Origin of the sequence: Microbulbifer yueqingensis (assembly GCF_900100355.1) — a bacterium.
Taxonomy (GTDB): domain Bacteria; phylum Pseudomonadota; class Gammaproteobacteria; order Pseudomonadales; family Cellvibrionaceae; genus Microbulbifer; species Microbulbifer yueqingensis.
The window spans coordinates 220,934-246,236 of record NZ_FNFH01000002.1 but is presented as its reverse complement, the minus strand read 5'-3'; the positions used below and the strand labels follow the sequence as shown (position 1 = coordinate 246,236).

Annotated in this window: 13 protein-coding genes; 10 read left to right on the top strand and 3 right to left on the bottom strand. The window is 60.7% G+C overall.

Translation table 11 applies throughout. The annotated features are described in order from the left end of the window. Nucleotides 1-98 precede the first annotated feature (98 nt). Genes BLT26_RS04890 through BLT26_RS04880 form a run of 3 tightly spaced genes read left to right on the top strand, consistent with a single transcriptional unit; the run spans nt 99 to nt 3,498 of the window. The gene (locus BLT26_RS04890) at nt 99-1,427 is read left to right on the top strand and encodes a DcaP family trimeric outer membrane transporter (RefSeq protein WP_217631372.1); all 1,329 of its coding nucleotides are present in this window, start codon (nt 99-101) and stop codon (nt 1,425-1,427) included. Between the two features lie 37 nt (nt 1,428-1,464). Then, a complete protein-coding gene (locus BLT26_RS04885; RefSeq protein ID WP_091509488.1) occupies nt 1,465-1,782 on the top strand; it encodes a DUF4212 domain-containing protein in 318 nt (105 codons plus the stop codon). Between the two features lie 9 nt (nt 1,783-1,791). Next, the gene (locus BLT26_RS04880; RefSeq protein WP_091509484.1) at nt 1,792-3,498 is read left to right on the top strand and encodes a sodium:solute symporter family protein; all 1,707 of its coding nucleotides are present in this window, start codon (nt 1,792-1,794) and stop codon (nt 3,496-3,498) included. A gap of 127 nt (nt 3,499-3,625) precedes the next feature. Here BLT26_RS04880 and BLT26_RS04875 read toward each other — a convergent pair whose 3' ends face one another. Continuing rightward, nucleotides 3,626-4,141: a GNAT family N-acetyltransferase gene (locus tag BLT26_RS04875; RefSeq protein ID WP_091509480.1), complete on the bottom strand. Its 516-nt coding sequence runs from the start codon at nt 4,139-4,141 to the stop codon at nt 3,626-3,628. 50 nt (nt 4,142-4,191) lie between these two features. After that, nucleotides 4,192-6,174, bottom strand: coding sequence for a BCCT family transporter (locus BLT26_RS04870; protein WP_091509477.1), 1,983 nt, complete (start codon nt 6,172-6,174; stop codon nt 4,192-4,194). A 113-nt stretch (nt 6,175-6,287) separates the two neighbouring features. Here BLT26_RS04870 and arfB point away from each other — a divergent pair, with 113 nt between their 5' ends. From arfB to BLT26_RS04855, 3 genes are all read left to right on the top strand, one after another. Further along, nucleotides 6,288-6,704, top strand: a complete 417-nt coding sequence (gene arfB, locus BLT26_RS04865; protein ID WP_091509473.1) for an alternative ribosome rescue aminoacyl-tRNA hydrolase ArfB — start codon at nt 6,288-6,290, stop codon at nt 6,702-6,704. A gap of 54 nt (nt 6,705-6,758) precedes the next feature. Further along, a complete protein-coding gene (locus BLT26_RS04860; protein WP_091509469.1) occupies nt 6,759-7,814 on the top strand; it encodes an Ldh family oxidoreductase in 1,056 nt (351 codons plus the stop codon). A gap of 73 nt (nt 7,815-7,887) precedes the next feature. Then, the gene (locus BLT26_RS04855; protein ID WP_091509465.1) at nt 7,888-8,466 is read left to right on the top strand and encodes an HD domain-containing protein; all 579 of its coding nucleotides are present in this window, start codon (nt 7,888-7,890) and stop codon (nt 8,464-8,466) included. Between the two features lie 84 nt (nt 8,467-8,550). Here BLT26_RS04855 and BLT26_RS04850 read toward each other — a convergent pair whose 3' ends face one another. Then, nucleotides 8,551-9,177 carry a DUF2799 domain-containing protein gene (locus BLT26_RS04850; RefSeq protein WP_091509461.1) on the bottom strand — a complete coding sequence of 209 codons (627 nt, stop codon included), beginning with the start codon at nt 9,175-9,177 and terminating at the stop codon, nt 8,551-8,553. Nucleotides 9,178-9,502: 325 nt separating this feature from the next. On the opposite strand from BLT26_RS04850, the gene BLT26_RS04845 reads away from it, so the two are divergent. The 4 genes from BLT26_RS04845 to BLT26_RS04830 all read left to right on the top strand — a co-directional run bounded on the left by BLT26_RS04845 (nt 9,503) and on the right by BLT26_RS04830 (nt 25,298). Beyond that, complete coding sequence (locus BLT26_RS04845; RefSeq protein WP_091509457.1) at nt 9,503-10,945, top strand: amidase; 1,443 nt, start codon at nt 9,503-9,505, stop codon at nt 10,943-10,945. Then, nucleotides 10,942-12,138 (top strand): pyridoxal phosphate-dependent aminotransferase, encoded by a 1,197-nt coding sequence (locus tag BLT26_RS04840; protein ID WP_091509454.1) that lies wholly within the window; start codon nt 10,942-10,944, stop codon nt 12,136-12,138. Before BLT26_RS04845 ends, BLT26_RS04840 begins: the two co-directional genes overlap by 4 nt. 416 nt (nt 12,139-12,554) lie before the next feature. After that, nucleotides 12,555-14,957: an outer membrane protein assembly factor BamB family protein gene (locus tag BLT26_RS04835; RefSeq protein ID WP_091509450.1), complete on the top strand. Its 2,403-nt coding sequence runs from the start codon at nt 12,555-12,557 to the stop codon at nt 14,955-14,957. A gap of 834 nt (nt 14,958-15,791) precedes the next feature. Next, nucleotides 15,792-25,298 carry an RHS repeat-associated core domain-containing protein gene (locus BLT26_RS04830; RefSeq protein WP_175453026.1) on the top strand — a complete coding sequence of 3,169 codons (9,507 nt, stop codon included), beginning with the start codon at nt 15,792-15,794 and terminating at the stop codon, nt 25,296-25,298. The last annotated feature ends 5 nt before the right edge of the window (nt 25,299-25,303 follow it).

Genomic DNA, 25,303 nt, shown 5'->3' with positions numbered 1-25,303 from the left:
GGGCCTGGTTTAGACCAATGGTTAATACCACTGGCGGCCAGGACAGGGTTTGATTGCGCTCGAACGACGTGCAGTCAAATACCGATGAGGGAGAGGTTATGACCAGAACCACACAAAAATTGATGGCCCGCCTCTCGGCGGGTGTCCTCGCCTGTTCCGCCGCGGGTATGGCCAGTGCAGCCGAATCACCCAGCAACGAGGAGCTGCAGCTGCGCATCCAGGAACTGCAGGCCCAGGTGGAAACCCTGGCCGAACAGGCAAAAGAGGCCCGCAATCAACAGTCGCAGGAAATTGTGCGGGATCCCGAGCCGGCACAACCTGCCGATGGCGAGACCCAGCTGAAAATCGGCGGTTTCGTGAAGCTGGACAGCGCCGTCAGCGATTATTCCGATGGCGACTCGGCCACGGTGGGCATCGGCGAGGACTTCCTGGTCCCTTCTACCATCCCTGTCGGGGGCGAGAGCGGCGAGGCCAAGTACCACGCCCACGCCAAGTCGACCCGGCTGTTCGTCAAGACCCAGACCAGGTTCGGCGCCGGCCAGGTGAATACCCACCTGGAGATCGATGCCATGGCCAGCGGCCAGGGAGATGAACGCATCAGTAATTCCTCGGCCCAGCGCCTGCGCCATGCCTACGTTGACTGGGATATCGACGGCAGCCGCTCGCTGCTGGCCGGACAGACCTGGTCGACATTTTTCAATGTGGGCGCACTACCCGAGGGGATGGACTTTGTCGGGCCCGCCGGTGCCGTCTTCGCACGCCAGCCGCAACTGCGCTTCACCCAGCGGCTCGGCAATGGCAGCGTGCAGCTCGCGGCGGAAAATCCGGCCACCACGCTCTATAACGGCAGTGAAAACCCCTACGACGACAATGGCACGCCGGATATCGTGATGCGCTACAACAACAGCGCCGGTGCCCTGAGTTATTCGGTAGCGTCCATGAGCCGCGAGCTGGCCTACGACAGCCTGCTGGGCCAGCAATCCCGCCGCGGCTATGCGGTGAGCCTGGCGGGCAAGCTGCAGCTGGGCAGCGACGATATCCGTGTGATGTACAGCTACGGCAATGCGCTGGGGCGCTATATGGGCCTCAACAGCTACCGGGCAGGGATCATCGATGCGAACGGCGAGATCGAGCTGATCGACCAGTCCGGTGGTTTCCTGGCCCTGCGGCATTTCTGGAGCGAGCGCTGGCGCAGTAACCTGGTGCTGTCCATGAGCAGCGCGGACAACCCGGACTACGCCGCGGATACTGTGGCCAGTGAATACCGCAGCGCCCAGCTGAATCTGCTCTATTCTCCCGTGCCGAAGATGACCCTGGGTGGCGAGTACATTTTTGCCAGCAAACAGCTGGAGAATGGCAGCGGAGCACTGCTGGACGACGAGGGTGACTTGCAGCGCCTGCAGTTTTCCGTCAAATATACTTTCTAGGCCCGGAAAGCGATAACAATAAACCTGGAGATCAATCATGAGTTTCGAAAGCGAAAAACATGCAGAGGATTACTGGAAAGAGAACCTGCGCCTGATGTTCACCCTGCTGGCCATCTGGTTCGCGGTTTCCTTCGGCTGCGGCATCCTGCTGGTCGACGAACTGAATGCCATCCGCCTGGGCGGCTTCAAGCTCGGCTTCTGGTTTGCCCAGCAGGGTTCCATCTATGTGTTCCTGGCGTTGATCGTGGTGTATGTGATCAAGATGAACAAACTCGATCGCAAGTACAACGTGCACGAGGACCACGAAGAGCCGCAAGAGCTCGGTGAATCCCTCGAAGAAGAATACACACACTAGGAGCGGGTCATGGATATTCAAACTCTCACATTCATTATCGTGGGGCTGACCTTCGCCCTCTATATCGGCATCGCCATCTGGGCGCGCGCGGGCTCCACCCGGGATTTCTATGTTGCCAGTGGCGGCGTCAACCCGCTGGCCAATGGCATGGCCACAGCGGCCGACTGGATGTCGGCGGCCTCGTTTATCTCCATGGCTGGCCTGATCAGCTTCATGGGTTATGACGGTGCCGTTTACCTGATGGGCTGGACCGGTGGCTATGTATTGCTGGCGCTCTGCCTGGCACCCTACCTGCGCAAGTTCGGCAAGTTTACCGTGCCCGCCTTTATCGGGGATCGCTATTATTCGAATACTGCCCGCACCGTTGCAGTGATCTGTGCCGTATTCGTGTGCTTCACCTATGTGGCGGGCCAGATGCGCGGCGTCGGGGTGGTCTTTTCCCGTTTCCTGGAGGTTGATATCACCGCGGGCGTGATCATCGGCATGGGTATCGTATTCTTCTATGCGGTGCTCGGCGGCATGAAGGGCATCACCTACACCCAGGTGGCCCAGTATTGCGTGCTTATCTGCGCATACCTGGTGCCCGCCATCTTCATCTCCATCATGATGACCGGCCACGTTATTCCGCAGATCGGTTTCGGCGCAGAACTGAATGACGGTTCCGGCACTTACCTGCTGGACAAACTGGACGGGCTGTCGACGGAGCTGGGTTTTGCCGAATACACATCGGGGACCAAGAGCACCATCGATGTATTCTTCATCACCGCCGCGCTGATGGTCGGTACCGCGGGCCTGCCGCACGTGATCGTGCGCTTCTTCACCGTGCCCAAGGTGCGCGACGCACGCAAGTCAGCCGGCTGGGCACTGCTGTTCATTGCACTGCTCTACACCACTGCACCGGCTATCGCCACCTTCGCCCGGGTTAACATGATCGACACGATCAACGGACCGGATGCGCAGGGCACCGCTTACGAGGAGGCGCCGGGCTGGATCAGTAACTGGGAAAATACCGGCCTGATCAGCTGGGAGGACAAGAATGGCGACGGCAAGATGTTCTACTCCGGCGACGAGCGCAATGAGATGGATATCGATCGAGATATCATGGTGCTCGCCAACCCGGAAATCGCCGACCTGCCGGCCTGGGTGATCGCACTGGTAGCTGCCGGTGGCGTCGCCGCGGCATTGTCCACTTCGGCGGGCCTGCTGCTGGTGATCTCCACCTCAATTTCGCACGACCTGCTGAAACGCAACCTCATGCCACATATCAGTGACAAGCAGGAGCTGCGCTACGCACGTATTGCCTCGGCGGTGGCTATTGGTATTGCCGGTTACCTGGGGATCAACCCGCCGGGCTTTGTGGCGCAGGTGGTGGCATTCGCATTCGGGCTCGCGGCGTCGTCCTTCTTCCCCGCCATTATCCTGGGTATCTTCAGCAAGCGGATGAACAAGGAAGGGGCCATCGCGGGCATGGTTTCCGGTATCACCTTCACGGCGGCCTACATCATCTACTTCAAGTTCGTGAACCCCGCGGCCAACACCCCCGAGAACTGGTGGTTCGGTATTTCGCCTGAGGGCATCGGTACCCTGGGTATGCTGCTGAACTTCGCCGTGGCTGTCGCGGTGGCGCGTTTCACCTCGGAAGCACCGCGGGATGTGCAGGCGATGGTTGCAGACATCCGCTTCCCGAAAGGGGCGGGTGAGGCCAGCGCACACTGACATCGCCGGTAAGCCAGGGTGGGCCGCTTGCGGCCCGCCCGTATCAACAAAGACTCTCTTCACCATCCCTGGCGGGCGCGATATCCCTGATATCCGCCCGCTTTTTTGTGGTCCTGCAGCGGGCCTGTCAGCTTTCTCCCGTTTCCCACGCCATCAGCAAAACCGGGCTGGCGTCGCCCGCCATGCGGACCCGGTCCCGGAGGCGCAGGCCAAGTTTTTCCAGCAGGCTGACTGATGCCCGGTTGTCCGGGTTGGCGAGTCCGTAGATCACCCTCAGGCCGAGCCCTGCGCGGGCGAATTGCATCACGGCCGAAGCGGCCTCGAACGCATAACCGCGGCTGCGGAATTGTGGGAGGAAGGCGAAGCCGATATCAGGGTGCTCGAACTGTTCGCGTTTCACCAGGCCGCACATGCCGATATCGGCCCCGTCCGCCAGTCGCACACGGTACATGCCGAAGCGGTGCCGACCGTAAGAGGGCAGGATGGTAGCGCGGAGGTAATCGCGTGCCTGCGCTTCGCTCCGGACGCCACGGTCAGCAACATTGCGGATAAAGTCGGGATCGTTCAACACCGCGAGCACCGGAGCCGTATCCCGCTCGGTGAACTCGTCCAGTGTGAGCCGCGGGGTGCGGAATCGGGCCATGCACAGGTCTCCCGGCAAAAGCGCCATTGTGCATGCTTCCCCTACCGCTGTCAGCGGAGCGTATGCAGGAACTGCAGGTGGCGCTCGTACTGGGACACCATGTCGGTGAGCAACTGCTCTTTGGTCCAGCCCATCACGTCGTAATCCTGGCCGCCCTCGTACAGGTGGACCTCCGCCCGGAAATAGGTGTCCGGGGAACCGTCATCGTGGGCGTCGTCCAGGGCCTTGTCGGCATCGGTGGCATCGGGCTTCAGGGTGACCTTCGGATACAGCGCGTACACAAAGCTGATTTCCTCGCCCTGTTGGACCTCCAGTTTCACCGACTCGTTTTCCGACTCCGTGACCCGCGCCGAATAGCCGTTCTTCTGCATCTCGTCGACAAACTCGTGGAAGGCGGGCTTGCCCACCTCGCGGATATATTCCCTGACGTCCTCCAGCGAGGGCAGTTGCAGGGCATTCTTCAGCCGCCGCTGCCAGCTCACCGGGTTGCGAGCACTGATCGGGGATACCGGCGCCGACTGGGTAATGCGCTTGACGGTATCGGTGCGCAGGGCTGCGACCAGCCCATAGATGGCGACCAGCAGGATGACGGAGAAAGGCAGGGCGCTGGCGATGACGGCAGTCTGCAGCGAGCCCAGGCCCCCCGCCAGCAGCAGGGCGATGGCGACGGCGCCGATCAGGAAGCACCAGAAGATACGCTGCCACAGTGGTGTATCGTCGCGACCGTGGGAGGAGAGCATGTTCACCACCAGCGCGCCGGAGTCGGCGGAGGTGACGAAGAAGACGACCACCATGATTACGGCGACGAAGGAGAAGACCCCGGAGAAGGGGAATTGCTCCAGGAACTGGAACAGGGCCACCGACTGGTCTTTTGCCACGACTTCGCCCAGCTGAGTGATACCTTCATCGAGGATCATGTGGATGGCGGAATTGCCAAAGAATGTCATCCATATGAGGGTGACTGCCGCGGGCACAAGCATGGCGCCCACCACAAATTCGCGAATCGTTCGCCCCCGCGAAATGCGCGCAATGAATAGTCCCACGAATGGTGACCACGACATCCACCAGCCCCAGTAGAGGATGGTCCAGCCACCGAGCCAGTCGGTGGGTTCGTAGGCATAGAGATTGAATGTCTTGTTGACCAGCACCGACAGGTAACTGCCGAAGTTCTGTACGAACGCCTGCAACAGGTAGACGGTGCTGCCGAGGAGCAGCACCATCACCAGCAGTATTCCCGCCAGGGTCATGTTCAGTTGCGACAGGCGCTTGATGCCGGCATCAAGCCCCATAACGACAGAGATGGTGGCCAGGATGGTGGTGACGATGATCAGCACCACCTGCACGCCACTGCTCACCGGCAGCCCGAACAGGTGATTGAGGCCGGAGTTGATTTGCAGTACCCCGTAGCCGAGGGTGGTGGCCACACCGCACACGGTGCCGACGATGGCAAAGATGTCCACCGCATGGCCGATAGGTCCGTGCACGCGCTCGCCGATTATCGGGTACAGGGCAGAACGCAGGGTCAGTGGCAAGTGGTGGCGGTAACTGAAATAGGCGAGGATCATCGCCACGATGGCGTAGATCGCCCATGCGTGGAAGCCCCAGTGGAAGAAGGTAAGCACCATGGCCTGGCGTGCGGCCTCCACCGTACCGGTGGCGCCGACAGGCGGGTTGAGGTAGTGCATCACCGGCTCCGCCACGCCGAAAAACAGCAGGCCGATACCCATGCCGGCGGAGAACAGCATCGCAAACCAGGAGCCGAATCCGTAATCGGGCTCGACGTGCTCGGGGCCCAGCTTGATCTCGCCCAGCCTGGAGATGCCGATTACGATGACGCTGATCAGGATGACTGCCACCACCAGTACGTAGTACCAGCTCATGTTGGTGATAATCCAGGCCTGCAGGTCCTTGAACTGGCTGGTGGCGGCCTCCGGGAAGACCACTGCATAGAGGACCAGCAGCAGGAGGACGGCCGTCGAGGTGTAGAATACCGGGGGATCGAAATGGGCTTTTCGGGCGTTGTTTTTCATCATCGTGCGGATACCACCTGAATGCCGGCACTGGTAAGGTGAACTTTTGCGCCTTACGGTCTCAGCATAGACAAGAATTTCTGATATGAAGGCGCTGTATTAAAACGAAGTCTGACATGCTAAAAGTTTCTAACAAAATCTCGATTCCCCTCGACGAGGTGGAAATGCACGCGGTGCGTTCCCAGGGCGCCGGCGGCCAGAATGTCAACAAGGTGGCCAGCGCGATTCACCTGAGATTTGATATCGCCGCTTCTTCATTACCGCAGGAGATAAAGTTGCGGCTGCTTGGTATGCAGGACCAGCGGATCACCAGCGACGGCGTGATCGTGATCAAGGCCCAGCGCTTCCGCACCCAGGAGAAAAACCGCGCGGATGCCCTGGAGCGACTGGCCGACCTGCTCGGTCACGCGGCGCGGCGCCGCAAGCACCGCGTGCCTACCAGGCCCACCCGGGCCTCGAAGGAGCGCCGCCTGAAGAAGAAGACCCGGCGCGGGCAAATCAAATCGTTGCGGGGCAAGGTGAGCGATCACTAGCCGGGCCGCAGAGACTACATTCAGTAGCCGTAATCAATAAACAGGGAGGATGCCATGGGTAGCCGTTACGCCGCCGCAGACCTGCACCAGTTTTCCACAGAGCTGTTCCAGCGGGCCGGGCTCGCCGGAGACCGGGCCGCGGTGATGGCCAATATTTTCCTGCAGGCGGACCTGCTGGGATTCACCACGCACGGCATGAACCGTGTACCTCACAACCTGGGCTGGCTCGAGAGTGGCGAGTCGCGCACGGAGGGAGAGCCCCGCGTACTGGCCGACCGGGGTAACTGCTTCAACTGGGACGCGGAGTTCCTGCCCGGGCCATGGGTGCTTTCGCAGGCCGTGGGCCAGGCGCTGCGGCGAGTGGAGGAGCACGGAGTGGTGACCGCCACCATCCGCCGCAGCCAGCATATCGCCTGCCTCGCGGCCTACCTGCCACCGGTAATCGAGGCGGGTTGCGTGGGCATCCTCACCTGTTCCACCCCGGCGGAGAGAACGGTATCGCCCCAGGGTGGGCGCGACCCGCTGTTTTCCGCCAACCCGCTGGCCTTCGCCGCGCCGGCCGGCGAGTACCCGCTGCTGTTCGATATCAGCATGTCGGTGACCGCCGGCGGTTACGTGGCCCGGGCCGCCCGCGAGGGCAGGAAGCTGCCCCAGCCCTGCCTGAAGGACAGCGAAGGGCGGCTCTCCGATGACCCGGCGGCATTCCAGGAAGGAGGCAGTATCCTGCCGGTGGGCGGCGCGGACCACGGCTACAAGGGAGCGGCGCTCAGCGCGATGCTGGAAGTATTGTCAATGGGACTCGGCGGCTACGGTCGCGCCGATGCGTCGTCGGCCGACGACGGCGAGGCCAATTCAGTGTTCCTGCAGGTCATCGACCCCCGCGCCTTCGGCACAGAGGCGAATTTCCTGCGCCAGACCCGGGCCCTGTGCCAGCTGTGGGAGAGCAATCGCAGCGACGGTGACGGCGAGGTGCGGGTGCCGGGCCAGCGGGCCTGGGCCCAGCGCTCGACCCAGCTGCACGACGGCGTCGAGCTGTATCCCTCGATCATGGAGGATATCCGGCCCTGGGCGGAGAAACTGCAGGTGGAAATGCCCGAGCCGCAGGCATGACCGAGAGCGGCATGGGTACAACGTTGCGGGGGAGTGGCGGCGCGAATCAGCCGGCGGACAGGTATAGGACTGGATGCGGGAAATAGCACAGGTGCTCGACTTTATTGTCGAGATCGAAAAACTGAAAAATGTGATCAGGCACACCCGCCCGGTGGGCCTGGATCGCTATGAGAACTCTGCCGAGCACAGCTGGCATGTCTGCCTGGCAGCACTGATGCTGAAAGACTACGCCGATGAACCGGTGGATATCGACCGGGTGATCCGCATGCTGCTGATACACGACCTGGGCGAGATCGATGCCGGGGACAAGATCATCTATGCCAGCGAAACCGCGGCCCAGAAGGATCACGAGGCGCAGGGCGTAAAGCGGATACTCGCGCTGTTGCCCGAGCATGTCCGGGCCGGTTATTTCGAGTTGTGGCAGGAGTTCGAGGCGGGCGAGAGCGCGGAGGCCCGCTTTGCCCGCGCCATCGACCGGGTGCCGCCGCTGCTGCACAACCTGCACGGGGGGGGCCATTCGTGGCGCGAGCACCAGATTCCCCGAGAGCGGGTGTTCGGGCTCAACAGCCGTATCGGGCTCGGCAGCAGTGCCCTGTGGGAGGAGATGGAAAAGCGACTGCAGCGCGCGGTGGACGAGGGCCTGCTGAAATAGCCGCCCCCGCTTCAGCCGGGACGGTGCACCCGCCGCCGGCTGTGGCCCCTACCTCACTGGCTCACTGGCCCCTACCCCACTGGCTCACTGGTAGGGGGAGCGGAGCTGTACTTCCTGGTACTCGGCCTCACGCATGGCGAGTTCGTGTTCCAGGCTGTCGATCTCGATCCCGAGCTCCGTGTGCCGCTCTTTCAGTCGCGCGATATCCGCCAGCAGGGTTATCCGCTCCTCGCGGGTGGCCTCGTCGCTGATCAGCCGCGCACTCATCTCGGTAATGTCGTCGAGGATGTGCTCGCGCTCGTCGATCCTGTGGTCGATGGATCGGGAAACCTCATTGACCGCGCTACGGGCCACATACAGTTCGCGCCCGGCCTCGTAGGCGTGCAGGAAGAGTCCTTCCAGGTCCGCCGGGCATACCCCGTTATAGCTGCCACCGGCCCGGCCGAGCCGGAACCCCCGCATCTCGGTGCAGTAGAGTTCTAGTCCCTCGTCGCGCCCGGCACGGTAGGCTGCGCTGTCCGGCTGTACGCCGTACTCGGCACACGCCTGGCGGCGTCTTCCCAGCTGGGCGACGGGCTGGCCCGCGGCGCCGTCCTCGTAGCCGATGGCGTGCCAGTCGGCGACCATGCACTCCTCCTCGCTCATGGTGGCGCAGCCACCGAGCACCAGTGCCAGCAGTCCGGCAGAAATAATCCGTAGTGTCCTGTTCACGATTGTTTCCTGTTCGCGATGATTGCGGCGCCTAAGGTAACCGATCTTTCCTGTCTCCAGCCTGAAGTGCACTCCGCAATTGTGATTTTTGTCACAAAAAACAATATTCCCGGTTTCCAGGTTCGCTACGCGGATTGCGTCGGCGAAAGCTCTGATGGCGTCTAATTTCGCATGAGGAGGGCCGGGGTGAGCTCGACTGCGTCAGCTGGTACACAAGAAACAAATCGGGGCGCCTGAGTCCACGAGAATACGCCCGAATTGGCGCCATCTGGTACTAGGATTGGGTGGCAATCCAAGAACAAGATACAAGCGAGAGGGCGCGCCGATGAACGATTTCGCCAGCATGACGGCTTTGGAATTGCTGCAGGGTTACCGGGACAAGTCATTTTCCCCGGTCGAGGTGACGAGCGCGCTGCTGGACCAGATCGAGCGCTGCAATCCGGCAGTGAATGCCTATTGCCTGGTGGACCGGGAGACGACGCTGGAATTCGCCCGGGCCTCGGAGCAGCGCTACCAGTCCGGTGACACCCGCGGCCTCCTCGACGGCGTGCCCGTGGCCATCAAGGACGTGTTCCTGACGCCCATGTGGCCGACGCTGAAGGGCTCGCGCACCATAGACCCGGACTCGACGCTCAACAAGCAGGCCCCCTGTGTGGCGGCACTCGACCGCAATGGCTACGTGCCGCTCGGCAAGACCACCACCCCCGAATTCGGCTGGAAGGGTGTTACCGATAATCCCATCGACGGTGTGACGTCGAATCCCTGGGACCCGGACAAGACCGCCGGCGGCTCCAGCGGCGGGAGCTCGGCAGCGGTGGTGCTGGGTATGGGGCCGCTGGCACTCGGCACCGATGCGGGCGGGTCTATCCGCATACCCGCTGGCTTCTGCGGCCATGTGGGGCTCAAGCCGAGTTTTGGCGAGGTGCCCCACTGGCCCGCCAGTCCCTTCGGCACCCTGGCCCATGCTGGCCCCATGACCTGGACGGTGGCCGATTGCGCCTTGATGATGAATGTGCTGAGCGAGGGGGACGACCGCGATACCAACGCGATACCCCGGCGTAATATCGATTACCTGGGCGCCATCCGTGGCGAGCCGGGCGAATTGCTGCAGGGGCTGAAAATCGCCTTCAGCGCGACTCTCGGCTATGTGAATGTCGACCAGGAGATTGAGGAAAGTGTGCGCGAGGCCGCCCACCTGCTGCAGTCCCTGGGCGCGGAGGTGGTGGAAGTGGCGCCCGGCTTCGACGATCCGCTCGCTGCCTTCGGCCATCTTTTCTATGGCGGTGCCGCCAACGCCCTGCGCGACCTGGGCAAGCGCCAGCGGGAGAAGATGGACCCGCAGCTGGTCGCCGTATCCGAAAAGGCCGCGCAGTTGTCAATGCTCGATTACCTGGGCGCCACCAACGATCGCATGGTGCTGTGCGAACGCATGGTGAATTTCCATCGCAAATATGACCTGCTGCTGACGCCCACCCTGCCGATCACCGCCTTCAAGGCCGGGCGGGAGGTGCCGGAAGACTGGCCCAGTACCCGCTGGCCGTCGTGGACGCCCTATACCTATCCCTTCAACATGACAGGCCAGCCGGCTATTTCGGTACCCTGCGGCTTTGCCAGTGATGGGCTGCCCATCGGGCTGCAACTGGTAGGGCGGCGCTTCGAGGACGCCACCGTGCTGCGCGCCGCCCAGGCCTACCAGCTGGCCGCGCCGCTCACCGACAGGCGCCCGGCGCTGTTCTACGAAGGCGCGGAAGCGGGAGTGCAGGTGTGAGCCGGCTGGATTTCGATTTCTACGAGTCCGAGGACCCGATCTGGAACCCGGCGCTGCACACCATACCGGTGCCGGGTATCCGCAAGATGGTCAACCTCGCGGCCACCATGGACGATGTGATCCACCTGTCCATCGGCCAGCCGGACGCGCCGGCGCCGCCCCATGTGATCCAGGCTACCATCGACGCGCTGGAGGCGGGGCAGACCGGCTACACCATGGATGCGGGTCTGCCGGAGCTGCTGGAGGCGCTGGCGGATTACAACGGCGAGCGTTACGGGCGGGAGATATCCCCGGAAAACATCCTCGTTACCACCGGGGCCACCGAGGCCATCTACCTGGCGCTGACGGCGGTGTCTGCACCCGGGCGCGAGTTTATTGTGCCCGACCCCTCCTTCATGCTTTATGCACCGTTGATCCGCATGAACGGCGGCGAGGTGAAGTACATCCCCACGCGAGCGGAGAACAACCACCAGCTGGACCCGCAGGAGGTGATCGACGCGATCGACACCAACACCCACGCGATCGTGCTCAACTCGCCCAGTAACCCCACCGGTACCGTCTACCCGCGCGAGACCGTGGAGACAATCGTGCAGGAGGCGGCCTACCGCGGTATCTACGTGATCAGCGACGAGGTATACGATCACCTGGTCTACGACCGGGATTACGCCGGCGTACTGTCCTGCTGCTCGGACCTCGATCACGTGATGATCATCAGCAGCTTCTCCAAGACCTTCAGCATGGCCGGCATGCGAATCGGCTGGCTGATCGCCAGCCAGGGCGCCATCCGCAAGCTGCGCCGCTACCACATGTTCACCACCACAGTGGCCAACACCCCTTGCCAGTGGGCCGGCGTGGCTGCACTGCGCGGCGACCGCAGCTTTATCAAGGACATCATCGCCACCTACAAGGCCCGCCGGGACCGGCTGGTACAGCTGGTGGAGGATACGCCCTACCTGGAGGGGTATGTGCCGGAAGGGGCCTTTTACCTGTTCCCCGCATTGCCCGAGGGAGTAAACGGCAACAACGTGGCCCTGCGCCTGCTTCGCGAAACCGGGGTCTGTACCATCGCCGGAGATACCTTCGGCGAGTCCTGCCGCAACGCCCTGCGTTTCAGCTACGCCACTTCCATCGAGCAGATAGAGCGGGCGTTCGAGCGGATCATTCCGTGGATGGAGAAGCAGGACTTCGGCTAGGCCCGGCAACAGCGAAAGCATCGACGTCACTTTTCTCCCGCCGTTACTGCTCGGGCCTTGTCGCGTCCTGCCAGGTAAAGAAATGAGACCGTGTGCGCGGATAATTGAACACCAATCGGCGTTCGACTAATTACACCAAAAAATATTCGAAATATTTCAATTTTCTGGTTGGGATCTTCCGTCGGCGATTTTCCTGTATCTCTTTCCTCCGCTTTCCTCTCTCCTGGCTGGCAGGAATCAACCTGTCTAAAAGTTCAATCAAACAAAACATGAAGAATTTCGCGCCATGAATGTAATCCCCTTGGCGTTCACATTGTGTTTTCAGAGGAAATATGTACCATGCTGGCGCGAAAATTGTGCCGTGGTTAGCAAATTTTCCTAGATAAGAATCACTACCGTTTTGTTTTGGGGGGAGTATGCCAGGGCACGATTTTGGCCGGCTGCTGGCGCGCGTGCGCGCGAATTTCGGGGAATCACTGTTCAAATTGGGCGCGCTGGCGCTCTCTACGGGTATTGCGGCGGGTGTCTCGGCCGGGGAATTCCCGGTTTCCGGAGAGCATGCAGTCACGCGGGACCGCGGCAAACCGGCTCCCAAAACCATCCCCTTCAGCGCCCCGAAAGCGGGCGATTATTACTTCCTTCGTATCTATAACGGCAGTGGGGCCGAATCGGCGGTCCAAGCCGGCTCTGTGGCTGTGAACGGCTCCACCGTGCTCAGTAACCGCGATTTCAGGAAGCAGGCTGAGTTTCTTGAAGTACCGCTCTCCCTGCAGCTGCAGAATTCCCTCGAAATCACCCTTGCTGGCAGGCCGGGCAGTGGGTTTCGGGTAGAAGTGATCGGTATCGATGAAGTAAAGCCGGAGATAGCCGCTGCGATCTCTCCCGATGCCAATGGGGCCGGCTGGCATAACAGCGATGTGCTGGTCACCTTCACCTGCACCGACGACCTGAGTGGCGTCGCCAGCTGTACTGACCCCGTGACGGTGAGCGAGGAAGGCGCTGCACAGCAGGTTATGGGTGCGGCCATCGATGTTGCCGGCAACAGCGCGGAGACGCAGGTCGCTGTCAGCCTGGATAAAACTGCTCCCGCGATAGAGGCCACGGTGAGCCCATCCGCGAATAGCGCCGGCTGGCACAAGGGGCCCGCGACCGTCAGCTACCAGTGCGAGGACTTGCTCAGTGGCGTCGCGACTTGTCCGGACACGGTGGAGCTGGCTGAGGAAGGGGCTGCCCAGCCGATAACTGCCAGCGCCACAGATATCGCAGGGAACTTCGCAGAAAGCGAAGTGACCCTGAATATTGATATGACGCCACCCTCTGTCCAGGCCACCTTATCGGCACCGCCAAATTCCGCAGGCTGGCACCGGGAACCGGTAACCGTCAGCTTCAGCTGTAGCGATGCCTTGAGTGGTATCGAGAGCTGTACGGAAGATCAACGCGTAGCGGGCGATGGCCCGAACCAGCTGATCGGTGGGAGTGCAACAGACCTGGCCGGTAACACAGGTTCGGCCGAGATAATCGTCAGCCTAGACCAGACGCCCCCGGAAATAAGCTTTGTCGCCCCCGCCAATGGATCCCTGTTGCGTGAGTCGCAGCCAGACATGAAGCTGGTTCTCTCGGATAACCTCGCTCTGGATGGCGAGAGCCTGGAAGTTCGCCTCGACGGCCGACCCATCGAAAGCTGTGACATAAGCGGAGGGCAAGCGATCTGTAATCTCTCTGCACCGGTTAGCGATGATGCTGCGATCACCCTGACAGCGATCGTAAAGGATATGGCAGGCAATACGAGTGCAGCAGAGGTCACCACGGCTCTGGATTCCGATGGCGATACTATTGCCGATTACGCCGACGCCTGCCCTGAAACGGGCCTCTCCCAGATTGCTGACGGCAACGGCTGTGCTGCAAACCAGCGCGATACAGATGGTGATGGCATCAACGATGCGGAGGAAATAGCCGCTGGCAGTGATCCCGGGGACGAAAACAGTTTCCCGGCGGTTTCCATCGAGACATTTATCGCCTCTCCGGCAGTGATCGGCACTCCCGGGGAGCGGGTGGAGCTTCGCTGGCAGGTAAAAGGAGCCAGTGTGGTTTCCCTCGCGGCTGACGATGAGAGTGAGCCGGTAACAGCGCTCGCTACTGAAGCGACCTTCGAGGTATCTCCGCAAATCACTACGCGGTACACACTGACCGCTGAAGGTCCGGCCGGTAAAACTACCCGTCGCGTCGAGGTAACGCTCGACGTCCCGGCTCCTCCGGAGCTGTGGACGGCTCCGACTATCCCCGTGCAGGAGCATATCGCCACCTCGCTGACAGTGACTGATGAAGGTTACGCCTATGTTGCCGGGTTCGATGGGAGCTTCTACAAGGTGAATCCCCGTGGAGAAGTGGAATGGGTGCTTGAGGACGCTGGCCTCGTGATGGGCAAGGCCGTGGTAACAGGCAACAGAATAATTTTCGGCTCCAATGTTACTGGGCGCGGGCTGCAAGGAAAGGATGGCATGGTCCTGTCCCTGACAGGTGATAAGGAAGTCCTCTGGAGATTCAGCACGCAGGGCGCGGTGACAGCGAGCCCGCTGCTTCATTCGGATGGAAGCACCGTCTTCGTCGCGACTCACGCGGGCCATGTCTATGCATTGAGTGTCAGTGGGGGTGAACAGTTGTGGCACTACGAGCTGCCCGGGCAGGTAACCCTGACCGCCAAACCTGCGCTGTCGGGTGAAAGGTTGGTTTTTCACACCGAAAACAACCTGGTATTCGCGCTGGACGCGAGAAAAGACGTGGCTGGTGACCGCCTGCTCTGGCACAGAAAGGTGGACTGATCCGACAGGGTTGCGTTCCGGTGACCAGGTGCCGGTAACCAGCATTTCACACAAAAAACAGTATTTCTAAAGATAGAGGGCGTGCGCCTGTTCGGCCGTATGCCTGCAAGAAAACGAGAAGGCTTTAGTTAGATGGGCAAGGGATTCCGGGGAAGTGCTTTTTTAATCGCCATCAAGATCATGTGTGGGTTGTTGTGCACATGCTTTATAGCGATGGCTTCGGCGCAGACGAGCTATACGGGTAATCCCACGACCTTTGAGGGTTTCCCGCCGTCCATCTCTATTAATGACGGCTCTGAAAGCAATGATGGAATTTATACCGTCAGGGTCAAGGCCAGTGAATATTGCCCCGATGGCTGTAGCTTCTACAAATATAACTTTTATGTCTCTGAATCAAAAGACGGGGTAAGTTGGACAGAACTTGAGACGGAGCTCGCGAGCTCAAGCAGCATTTTTGAGATTCCTGTCGAGAGAGATGATGGTCGTTATTACTATAAGGCCAGTGTGGTCAGCCTCTGGTATGGTTCCAACGGATACTGCTGTAAAGGTTTACAGACTGAAAGCGAAACTATCAGCATCCTGGTCAATACACTGGAAAAGCCCGGACAGCCGGAAATAACTGAGATTCCGGACCCAATCGATGCAGAGGATGGTGCTTACGATATAGGCTGGGAAAGGGTCACCGCCGGCGACGTAGAATTTTACCTGGTGCAGGAGAGGGAGGGTAACCAGGTAGATTGGTGTTCCGCAGATAATAGTCTTACGGGCACGAAGAAGGAGCATGGCAACTGCTATTCACAGAAGTCAGCGGCGGATAAAGCGACAAACTTCCCGGTGGATGGTCGGAGCTATGGATCCTACCAGTACCGTGTCTTTGCCTGTAACTCACTGGAATGTGGTACCCCGAGCGATCCGGTAACGGTCAACGTCCAGAAGATACCCGCCCCCAAAGTTGCCTGGCTGGATCCAAAAGCCGGCGATACGCTCAAGGTCGGCGATTTCGTGACGCTGCGTGCATATGCCGTTGATGAGGGAGGGAGAGCTATATCCCTGGAGTTCTTCCGCAATTCGGAAGACTATATTATCAATAGGAATGAAAAGCCCCAGGTCGACACGAGTTGCAATAACTGTTTCTACCTTAACTGGCCCTCTGTTCAGTCGGAGACGACGCAGCTTATCGTCAGGGCTACCAACAGCGCGGGTAAGGTAACGAAAGCCACCATTCCAGTCACTGTTTCAGAGAACTCTCAACCCGAGGTGTTTTTCGACCTGGATGCCCTGCCACAAGAAATCGTTGCAGGGCAGCAGGTCACCCTGCGGGCTGAGGCCAGCGACCCTGATGGCAGCATTGATGGAGTGAATTTCCTCGTTGGTGGGACCGTGGCCGGGGCCGGCGCCAAAGTTGGTGAGTTATCGGGCAGGGATATTTACGAGTATCAATGGACGGTCCCCTCAGCGGGTACCTATCGTGTCGGCGCCCTGGTTGTCGACAACGAAGGGGCGGAAGCAGAGACATACCATGACGTAACCTTCCTGGCCCTGGCGCCCCCGGAAGCCCCGGAATGGGTCAAAGTTGATGGGCAGCTGGCGCCGATCCCCGATAATACCACCGGCTATTACACCGTTTCCTGGAAGGAGCGTGCCGGAGCTACGCACGGCTACATGCTCCAGCAGCTGCAGGAGGGCGTGGATACCGATTTCCAGGATGTGCCCACTCCCCACGGCGCCCTGTCTGCCTATCTTCCGAACCAGGCGCAGGGTACTTACCGATATCGGGTGGCATCCTGTAATGCGGCCGGTTGCGGTGAATTCGGCACTGAAATCCGGATGGATGTGGTGCTCTCTGCCCCCCGGGCCCCCAAAGAGCTGCAGGTGGCCCCGGACTTCGCCAATTACGATCTCACCGGCCAATACGCGCTGCAGTGGAAGGAGGTCACCACCTATCCACGCCCCGATTACTACCTGCTGGAAGAAAAGGCCGGCGGATTGGATTCAACCGCCGAATGGGTGAGGGTTTCACCTGGCGACCTGTCTTCAAGAGTCGAATTTGAAAAGAAATCACCCGGTAGCTTCAGCTACCGGGCAAAAGCCTGTAATGCCTTCGACTGCAGTCCGGCCGGTGAGATAGTTACCCTCACCGTGCAACCACCAACTCTCCTTGAGGCGCAACCGTCCTGTGACGGCCAGTGCCTGCAACTGAGAGGCAGCGGGCTGGACCCGCGGTCGACTTTCACCCTGACCGACCTTCAAACCGGCGGGCAGCAGCAGCTGACGGGCGAATCCCTGATCTGGCAAGCCCCGATCGGGGAAGATGCGGCAACCTATGTGCGGTTATCCCTGGACGAAGCTGCACAGGCGATCCTCTTTGACGAAAAGAAAAAAGGCCTGCGGGTTTCAGTAGACAACCTGAATGGTGAGAAGGCCGGCATCACTGCCTACGGCGATGAAAAGATCGAGCTCCTGAGCCAGATTACCTCAGGCCCTGCGGTGGGTGCCGACGGAACCATCTATGTAGGCTCGGGGCAGAAGGTTTTCGCACTCAATCCCGAAGACGGCTCCATAGTCTCTGGCTGGCCCTATACAACCGGTGACCTCGTGAAGGCCACCCCGACCATCGACTCGGTCAACGGTAATATTTATGTAGGTTCCCTGGACGATAACCTCTATGCCCTTACTCAACTGGGGCTGGAAAAGTGGCGCCTGGAGACAGGCGGCGACCTGGTGTCCTCCGCCGTGCTCGACGACCGGCGCATCATCTACCAGGGGTCCATGGACGGTGTACTTTACGCGGTACAGGCTGAAAACGGGGCCATTCAGTGGACCTACCCGGCCGGCGCGGGAATTGCGGAGACTCCGGTGCTTGCTGGTAACGGCACCCTGTACTTTACCACCGTTGCCAGCAGCGAGGTTTATGCCCTGGGCCGTGGCATTCTCGGGCCGGATCAGCTGGTGTGGGAGAGCCGGGATAAATCCCTGCTGGCGGCGCAGCTGGAAGAGCTGAGCTGGCAACCGGCTGAAAGCCAGCTACCGGAGTACCAGGCGGCGGCGCGACTCTATCGCCTGCTGCTTCAGCCACCGCTGCAGCTGAGCAGGGACGTTCTCACCTTCTGGACCTACGCACTGGTCAACGGCGCCAGCGTGGACGAAGTAGCAGGAGCCTTCCTGCGCTCGGATACCGGCAAGTCCAATTTCCCGTCGACGCAGGGCAATGCAGCGTTTGTGGACGCTCTCTACGCGCGTGCGTTCGGGAGCACTGGCCACCCTGAATTTACCTCCGGTGGCCAGACCTGGACCCGGACGAGCCTGCTGGACGCTCTCGCTGGCAGTGCCAGTCGTGCAGCAGTGGCGGCGCTCTTCGCGCAGTCGATGGAATACACTGCGGCCACTAACGAGGTGACCCGGCGTAGCTTCGATTATTTCTACACGCAGGATTACAGCTGGGCGGTATTCAGCTGCGACGAGGGCGATGAATACACCCGCGACTGCGATGGAGACAGCCTGCCGGATTACTGGGAGATCATGTTCTTCGGTGATACCGACAGCGAGGACGCTGAGGGTGACGCGGATGGTGATGGTACGTCCAACCGGGAGGCTTTCCTCGCCGGGTTGGATCCCTGCGCGAACCTTTGTCGTTACGGTGTGACTACCACTGCTCCCGATTCGGCACCCATGCCCACCCTCGATCCCGGCAAGCTGGCTGTAGCCGCGCAGGTAGGCAGCCTGCCCGGCAACTTCCGGGTCAACGAGGCCGGCGCCGCCACCTACAGCATCCCGCTCAGTCTGCCGGCCGGCACCGCCGGTGTGGTGCCCGAGGTTTCCCTGAATTATTCCAGCCAGGCCGGCAATGGCTTGTTGGGCCACGGCTGGAGCATTGGCGGCCTGTCGGCGATTTCCCGTTGCCGCCAGACGCTCGGCCAGGACGGCCAGGCCCGGCCGATCACCTGGACCGCCGAGGACCGCTTCTGCCTGGACGGCCAGCGATTGTTGGTAGTGTCCGGCGAATATGGTGAGCCGGGCAGCCGCTATCGTACCGAGATCGACAGCTTTGCCGTGGTGACGGCCCACGGCGGTGAACCGGGGAATCCCGGCTACTTCACTGTCGAGCGCAAGGACGGCTCAATCAGCTACTACGGCCAGGATCACCAGGCGCGGCTGGATACCGACTCCGGCGCATTGGCCTGGGCCATCAGCCGCTTCGAGGACAGCGCCGGCAATCCTTTTCAGTTTTTCTACAGCACTGGCGCAGGCCACCGCATCGAGGAAATCGCCTATGCCTACACCGGTGCCGGCAGCAACCCCGGTGCGAAGATCGTATTTGATTACGAAGAGCGACTGGATCCCATTGAGGGCTTCAGCGCGGGCGAGGCCGTGGTCACGAATGAACGACTGGCAAACATCTTTGTCCAGAATTCGGTCGCTGGCAGCCTGCAACAGGTTCGCAAGTACGAGCTGGAATATGACGACTACCCGGCAGACCGGCTGAGCCGCCTCGCCCGCATTCGCCAGTGTGCAGATAACCTGTGCCAACCCTGGACCGTGTTCGATTGGCGCCTGCCGGAACCCGGCAATTTCGCCTCCTATGCGGCCGACACGGTAACACTGAGCACTCAGGAGGACCGCGTTGCAGTTGGTACCCGCCCCGCGGACATTAACGGTGACGGCCGCATGGACCTGGTCTGGCTGGAGCCGGACTTCGATCCTGACGGCGACGGTGGCAGCGAGGTCGACTATCAGTGGTTCAAGTACGTGCTGGCTGAGGGCGACGGCTTCGGGGCGGAACGCAATGTGTACCGCGAAGACGACGACACCTCGCGGCCCTACGAATGGCAGATGATCGACTATAACGCCGACGGCCGTGCGGACCTGGTCACTTATCTTAACGACCGCAAGCACTGGGGCGTGGTGGTCGCCCAGCCGGATGCGGATGGCAACTGGACCCTGTCCGGGAGCCCGCGCTACCTGCCGGAGCTTACCGAGCGGCGCGCAAAGTTCATCGACATCAATGGCGATGGCCTGGTTGATTACCTCACCGGCAACGAATACCGGCTATTGGAGCCATCTACGGCCCCGTCGAGCAGTACCTATTACGGCTTCGGTGATAGCCACACCGCTAACCTGGGGATCGACTGGAAACTGGTGGAATTCGATGGCTTCACCAGGAGCGCCTTCGACAGGGTTACTGTCACCATTAATAGCGCGACCAGACCCGCGGACTTCAATGGCGATGGCATCGTCGATCCGGTGGCCAGCCTGAATGTAACCGCCGACTGCCCCCCCGGCGAGGAGCCTGGTAGCAGGGGCTGTAAGTATTACAACGGCTTGATGGTAATGGCCTCCAGTGCAGTAGGTGAGTACGGCAGCTACGCCTTCCTCGGCGAGGTTGATACCGTAGAATCAATGGATATCAACGGTGACGGACTGCCGGATATCATCTATCGCCGGGGCGCGACCGGTTACTACCGCCTCAACAACGGTCGCGACTTCGAGCCGGAAGTGAACCTGGGCGAGCTGCCCAGGGAGCGCCAGTATTTCGACTACGACAGTGACGGCAATGTGGACCTGGTCTGGCATGACGACAAGGCTGCGCGGCTAAAGGTTCGGCTCTGGCGTACCCTTGAGCAGGATTTTGGCCCGGCGGGCTCGTTCCGCAAGACCAGCGGTGATAAGAACGCGGCGCACCTGTTTGTGGATATGAACGGCGACGGCGTTACCGATTACGTCAACATCGAGGACGACATCGCCGAGTTGTATCTGGCCCGTGGTTTCCGCGTACCGGTAAACGTGGTGGAGAAGGTCACCAACGGCCTGGGGGCGGAAACGGATATCAGTTACGGTTCCCTCACCAACAGCGGCCACTACAAGCGTCGCGACGTGAGTGCCACTACCGAGGAACGCTGCAAGTCCGCCAAATACAGCGACGGCCTGTACGAACCAGGCCTTGGGGATTTCGCGGAATGGTGTCGTGACTACGCGGTGGCCGACCTGGCCGATTACTACGGCTACCTGAACGACGCCTGGGAGGGAGAGGACCGTCTGGGCAAGGTATCGCCAACACTTGAGCTGATGGGGCCGATGTACGTGGTCACCCGGGTCGACAGCAGCGCGCCCGCTGCCGCAAATCCCGCGGCGAAGAGCGCGGTGAGTTATTACTACGCCCAGGCCAAGGTACAGGCCGGCGGGCGTGGCATGCTCGGCTTCGAGCAGCTTACCACCGTCGATGAGCAGACCGGGGTGGAGACCACCACCACCTATCGCCAGGACTTTCCGTTCCAGGGCTACCCGCAGAGCACGGAAGTCAGGTCAGCCCAGGGCCACCTGCTGAGCGAGTCCCGCAATACCTGGCGGCTGAAGAATGCCGCCGGCAACGCCTGGCAGGAAGCCTGGTCAGAACGGGCGCGGGAAAAAGGCAGTGCCGATCTCGGACCGCTGCAGCCTTGGCTGGAGAAGACGGAAGAGACCTCTTACGAGCTGGTGAATAACGGTGCTGAGCAGGGCAGCCAGCTGAAGTCCGTGATGACTGAGAATGAGTACGACACCCACGGCAACCCGCTGTCCATCGTTGTGACCACTTCAGGTGATGGCGATACTTTTGTCACCGCTACCACCAACGAGTACGGTCCGGGCAGAAGCCTGTCCCTGGGCGGCGGTGAGCGCACACTCTCCACCTTCGCCGAGCTGGGTCGCCTGACCCGGACCGAGGTCGAGCACAGCCGTACCGTCGATGGTGTTTACGACAGCGAGCTCCGTACCAGTGAGTTCGACTACTACACCAGCGGTAAATGGGCGGGCTTGCTGAAGGAAGAAGTGATAGAACCGGATGCGGAGGATGCGGTCCTCACCCTCACCACCACCTATACCTACGATGACTTCGGCAACAAGGCCGGCATCACCCGCTCCACCGCGGGCGAGGAGTCCCGCAGTAGCTACTCCTTCTTCAAGGGCAACCGCGGTCGCTACCTGGAAAGAGAGGAGAACGTCTACGGCCAGGTCGCGCAGCGCGTAAAAGACCGAAATCATCTCGGCCAGCCAGTGCATGTCACGGACATGGCGGGCGTGTCGAGTTTCCACCGGTATGACGCTTTTGGCCGCAAGGTGCTGGACTACAGCGAGACGGGCGCGCACTCCATCACCCTGCTGGCCGCGGCGGGCAGCCACTGTCCCGAGGGTACTGCCTACCAGCAGGTTACCCGCAAGGCCGGGGGCGGCGAGTCCCTGACCTGCTTCGACGTACTGGCGCGGGAAACGCGCACTGCGACCAGGGGCTTCGACGGTCAGTGGGTCTACGCGGATACCGAGTACGACAACCTGGGCCGGGTAACGCGCAAGTCGGAACCCTATGGCGGCAGCCCGGGGGCCGGCGAGTTCTGGACTGTCATGGACTATGACATCCTCGGCCGGGTCATCGGCACGGATATGCCCGGTACCGTTAGCAATAATGGCTACGAGGGCCTCGAGAGCGGTATCCCTCACGACGTGCACGTCGACTACCGGGGTTACACCACGGTCACCACTAACCCCGAGGGCCACACCAAGACCGAAACCAGGAACGCCCAGGGCGAGCTGGTCTATGTGCGGGACCACCTGGAAGGCACAATCGAGTACCGGTACGACGCCCAGGGCAACCTGCGGTTCGTGACCCGCCGGGCGGCGGACAGCGGAACCGTGCCGGTGACCGAGATGCGCTACGACAAGCTGGGTCGCAAGGAGTACATGAACGATCCGGACAAGGGCGAGTGGCACTACGGTTACAACGGCTTCGGCGAGCTGGAGTGGCAGATAGACGCCAAACAGCAGGTGGTGATCAACCGTTACGACCGCCTGGGCCGCCTGGTGAGCCGGACCGACCATGGCAGTGTCGGCGAGGAGCGGGGCGAGGACTTTGTTCCTGACAGCAGCATCGCGGGCAATATCGAGGGCGATACCCTCTGGTCCTACAACAACGAAGCGGGCTGGGACGAGGACGTGCCCCCCGGCGCGCTGCTGGGTGTAATCGACGCCCAGTCCGGTTTTGCCCGCGTGCCGAGCTACGATCGCTTCGGTCGCCCGGACAGTGAGTTGACCAGCCTTGCGGAGGGTGATGATCACTGGACCCGGACAACCTACGACGAGTACGGTCGCCCGTTCCAGCAGTTCGACGCGGCCGGTGACGGCAGCTGGCGGAGCAGCGCCACCGAGAGCCGCTACAACCAGTACGGTTACCTGAGCGCCGTGGTGGATGCCGAGAACATCAACCAGGCCGCCGCCGAGAACTACTACACCGTGCTGGAAATGGACGAGCGCGGCAACGTAACCCGCTCCCTGCAGGGCAACGGTGTCACCACCGTACGGGAGTACGACCCGGCCACCGGCCGCCTGGAGCGCCAGTCGGCATCGGTGCTGGGCGTCACCCAGGTCCAGGACCTTACCTACGAGTGGGATAACCTGGGGAACCTGGAATACCGCCACGAGCGTAGCGGCAACAAGGACCTGTACGAGGAGTTCGACTACGACGGGCTCAACCGCCTGCGCAGTGCCCAGGTCAGCGGCCGGGCAGCGCAGACGGTGAAGTACGACGGTTTCGGCAATATCGACTACAAGTCTGACGTCGGCCACTACCGCTATGGCAGTGGGTGCGACCGGGGCTATGGTCCCAATGCAGTCTGCGAGACCTCGGACGGGGTGGCTTACCACTACGATGCCAATGGCAACATGGTCAGCGACACCAGCGGCCGCAGCCTGGAGTACAGCACCTTCGACAAGCCACTGCTGATCCAGAAGGGCGGCCATACCACCGAGTTCAGGTACGGGCCGGACCGGAGCCGCTACCTCCGCATCGACACCGACAGCAGCGGCACCCGCACCGAGACCCGCTATATCGGCAACGTGGAGAAGATCGAGCGGTCGGACGGCTTCCGTGAGATCAAGCGCTACCTGCCCGGCGGCGCCGTGGTCACCCTGGCGACCGAGTCCGACGGCAGCACCCAGCGCACCAGCCGCTACCTGCATAAAGATCACCTGGGCTCCATCGATGTGATTACCGACTCCAATGGCGCCGTGGTGCAGGAGATGTCCTTCGACGCCTGGGGCCAGCGCCGTAACGCGCAGAGCTGGGAGGCGCTGGTGAAAGCCGACCTGACCGGCTTCGACACCAGCCTGACCACCCGCGGTTACACCGGCCACGAGATGCTGGACCAGGTGGGCCTGGTGCATATGAACGGGCGCATTTACGATGCGCGTCTGGGGCGGTTTATGCAGGCGGACCCGTTTGTGCAGGCTGCGTCGGATACGCAGATGTTCAATCGGTATTCCTACGTGCGGAATAATCCGCTGAATGCGACTGATCCTAGTGGATACTTTATTTTCACCCTGGGTGCCATGGCACTTATTGCCGCTGCGGACGTCACTGCAGTCTGGGCGATAGGTTTGATCATGGGAGCAGCCGGCTTCCTGGATGCTCTGTCCCAGGGGGCGAGCTTTAGTGAGGCCCTCAAAGCCGGGGTTATTCAGGGGGTATCGGCTGCAGCCTTTGCGGGAATAGGGCAGGCACTGCCTGGAATGGAGAATGTGCCCGCCAGGATGCTGGCCTCGGGAGTGGTAGGCGGTATTACTAGTGTTCTCCAGGGGGGCAAGTTTGGTCACGGGTTCGTAAGTGCTGGTATTGGTGCGGCTGTTGGGTCAGCTAAGGGATTGAAATTGCAGTCTGGCCAGGGGTGGGCTAATTTGGGCAGGGCTGTCGCCCGTGTCACGATTGCTGGTACTGTATCCAGAGCTACTGGTGGTAAATTTGGCAACGGAGCTGCTTTTGCTGCATTTTCCGTAGCTATTGAGGCCGCAAGTACAGCTCAAATTAGCGAAAGTTCTGCAGAAGGTGAAATAGACTTTTCGACGGAAGGCACCGAATCCGAAAGAAGGGAGCGCTTTTCGAAAATCACCGCTGGTGAAGATAATGTAAAATTTGAAGATAAATATGTTGGGAAGCAAAGGAATGCTGATGGTTCAACTACAAGATATGAGACGAAAAGCGCTAAAGAATTTCAAGAGTGGTTAAGTACTGAACCTGTTGATGCCAGGAGAAGTTACATTAATGGGCAAAGGTCAAAATTTTTGTTCTTTGAGAAAATAACCTTATATCGCACTTCCGTAATGGGTTTTAATGGGAGGATATTTCTCCCGGATGGCATGGAGCTAAGTGGCTATTTTTCACCGTTAGAGCGAGGTTATATAACTTTTGGTCATGAGTTGGCCCACAGAAATGGATTTGAAGTTGGCAATAACAACGTTTCCCATGTTTGGTCTAACTTAAATGGTTATAGTCGATGCTTGTCCGCGAATATGTGTGCTTCCCAGGGGTGGTCCTTTTAAGGGGA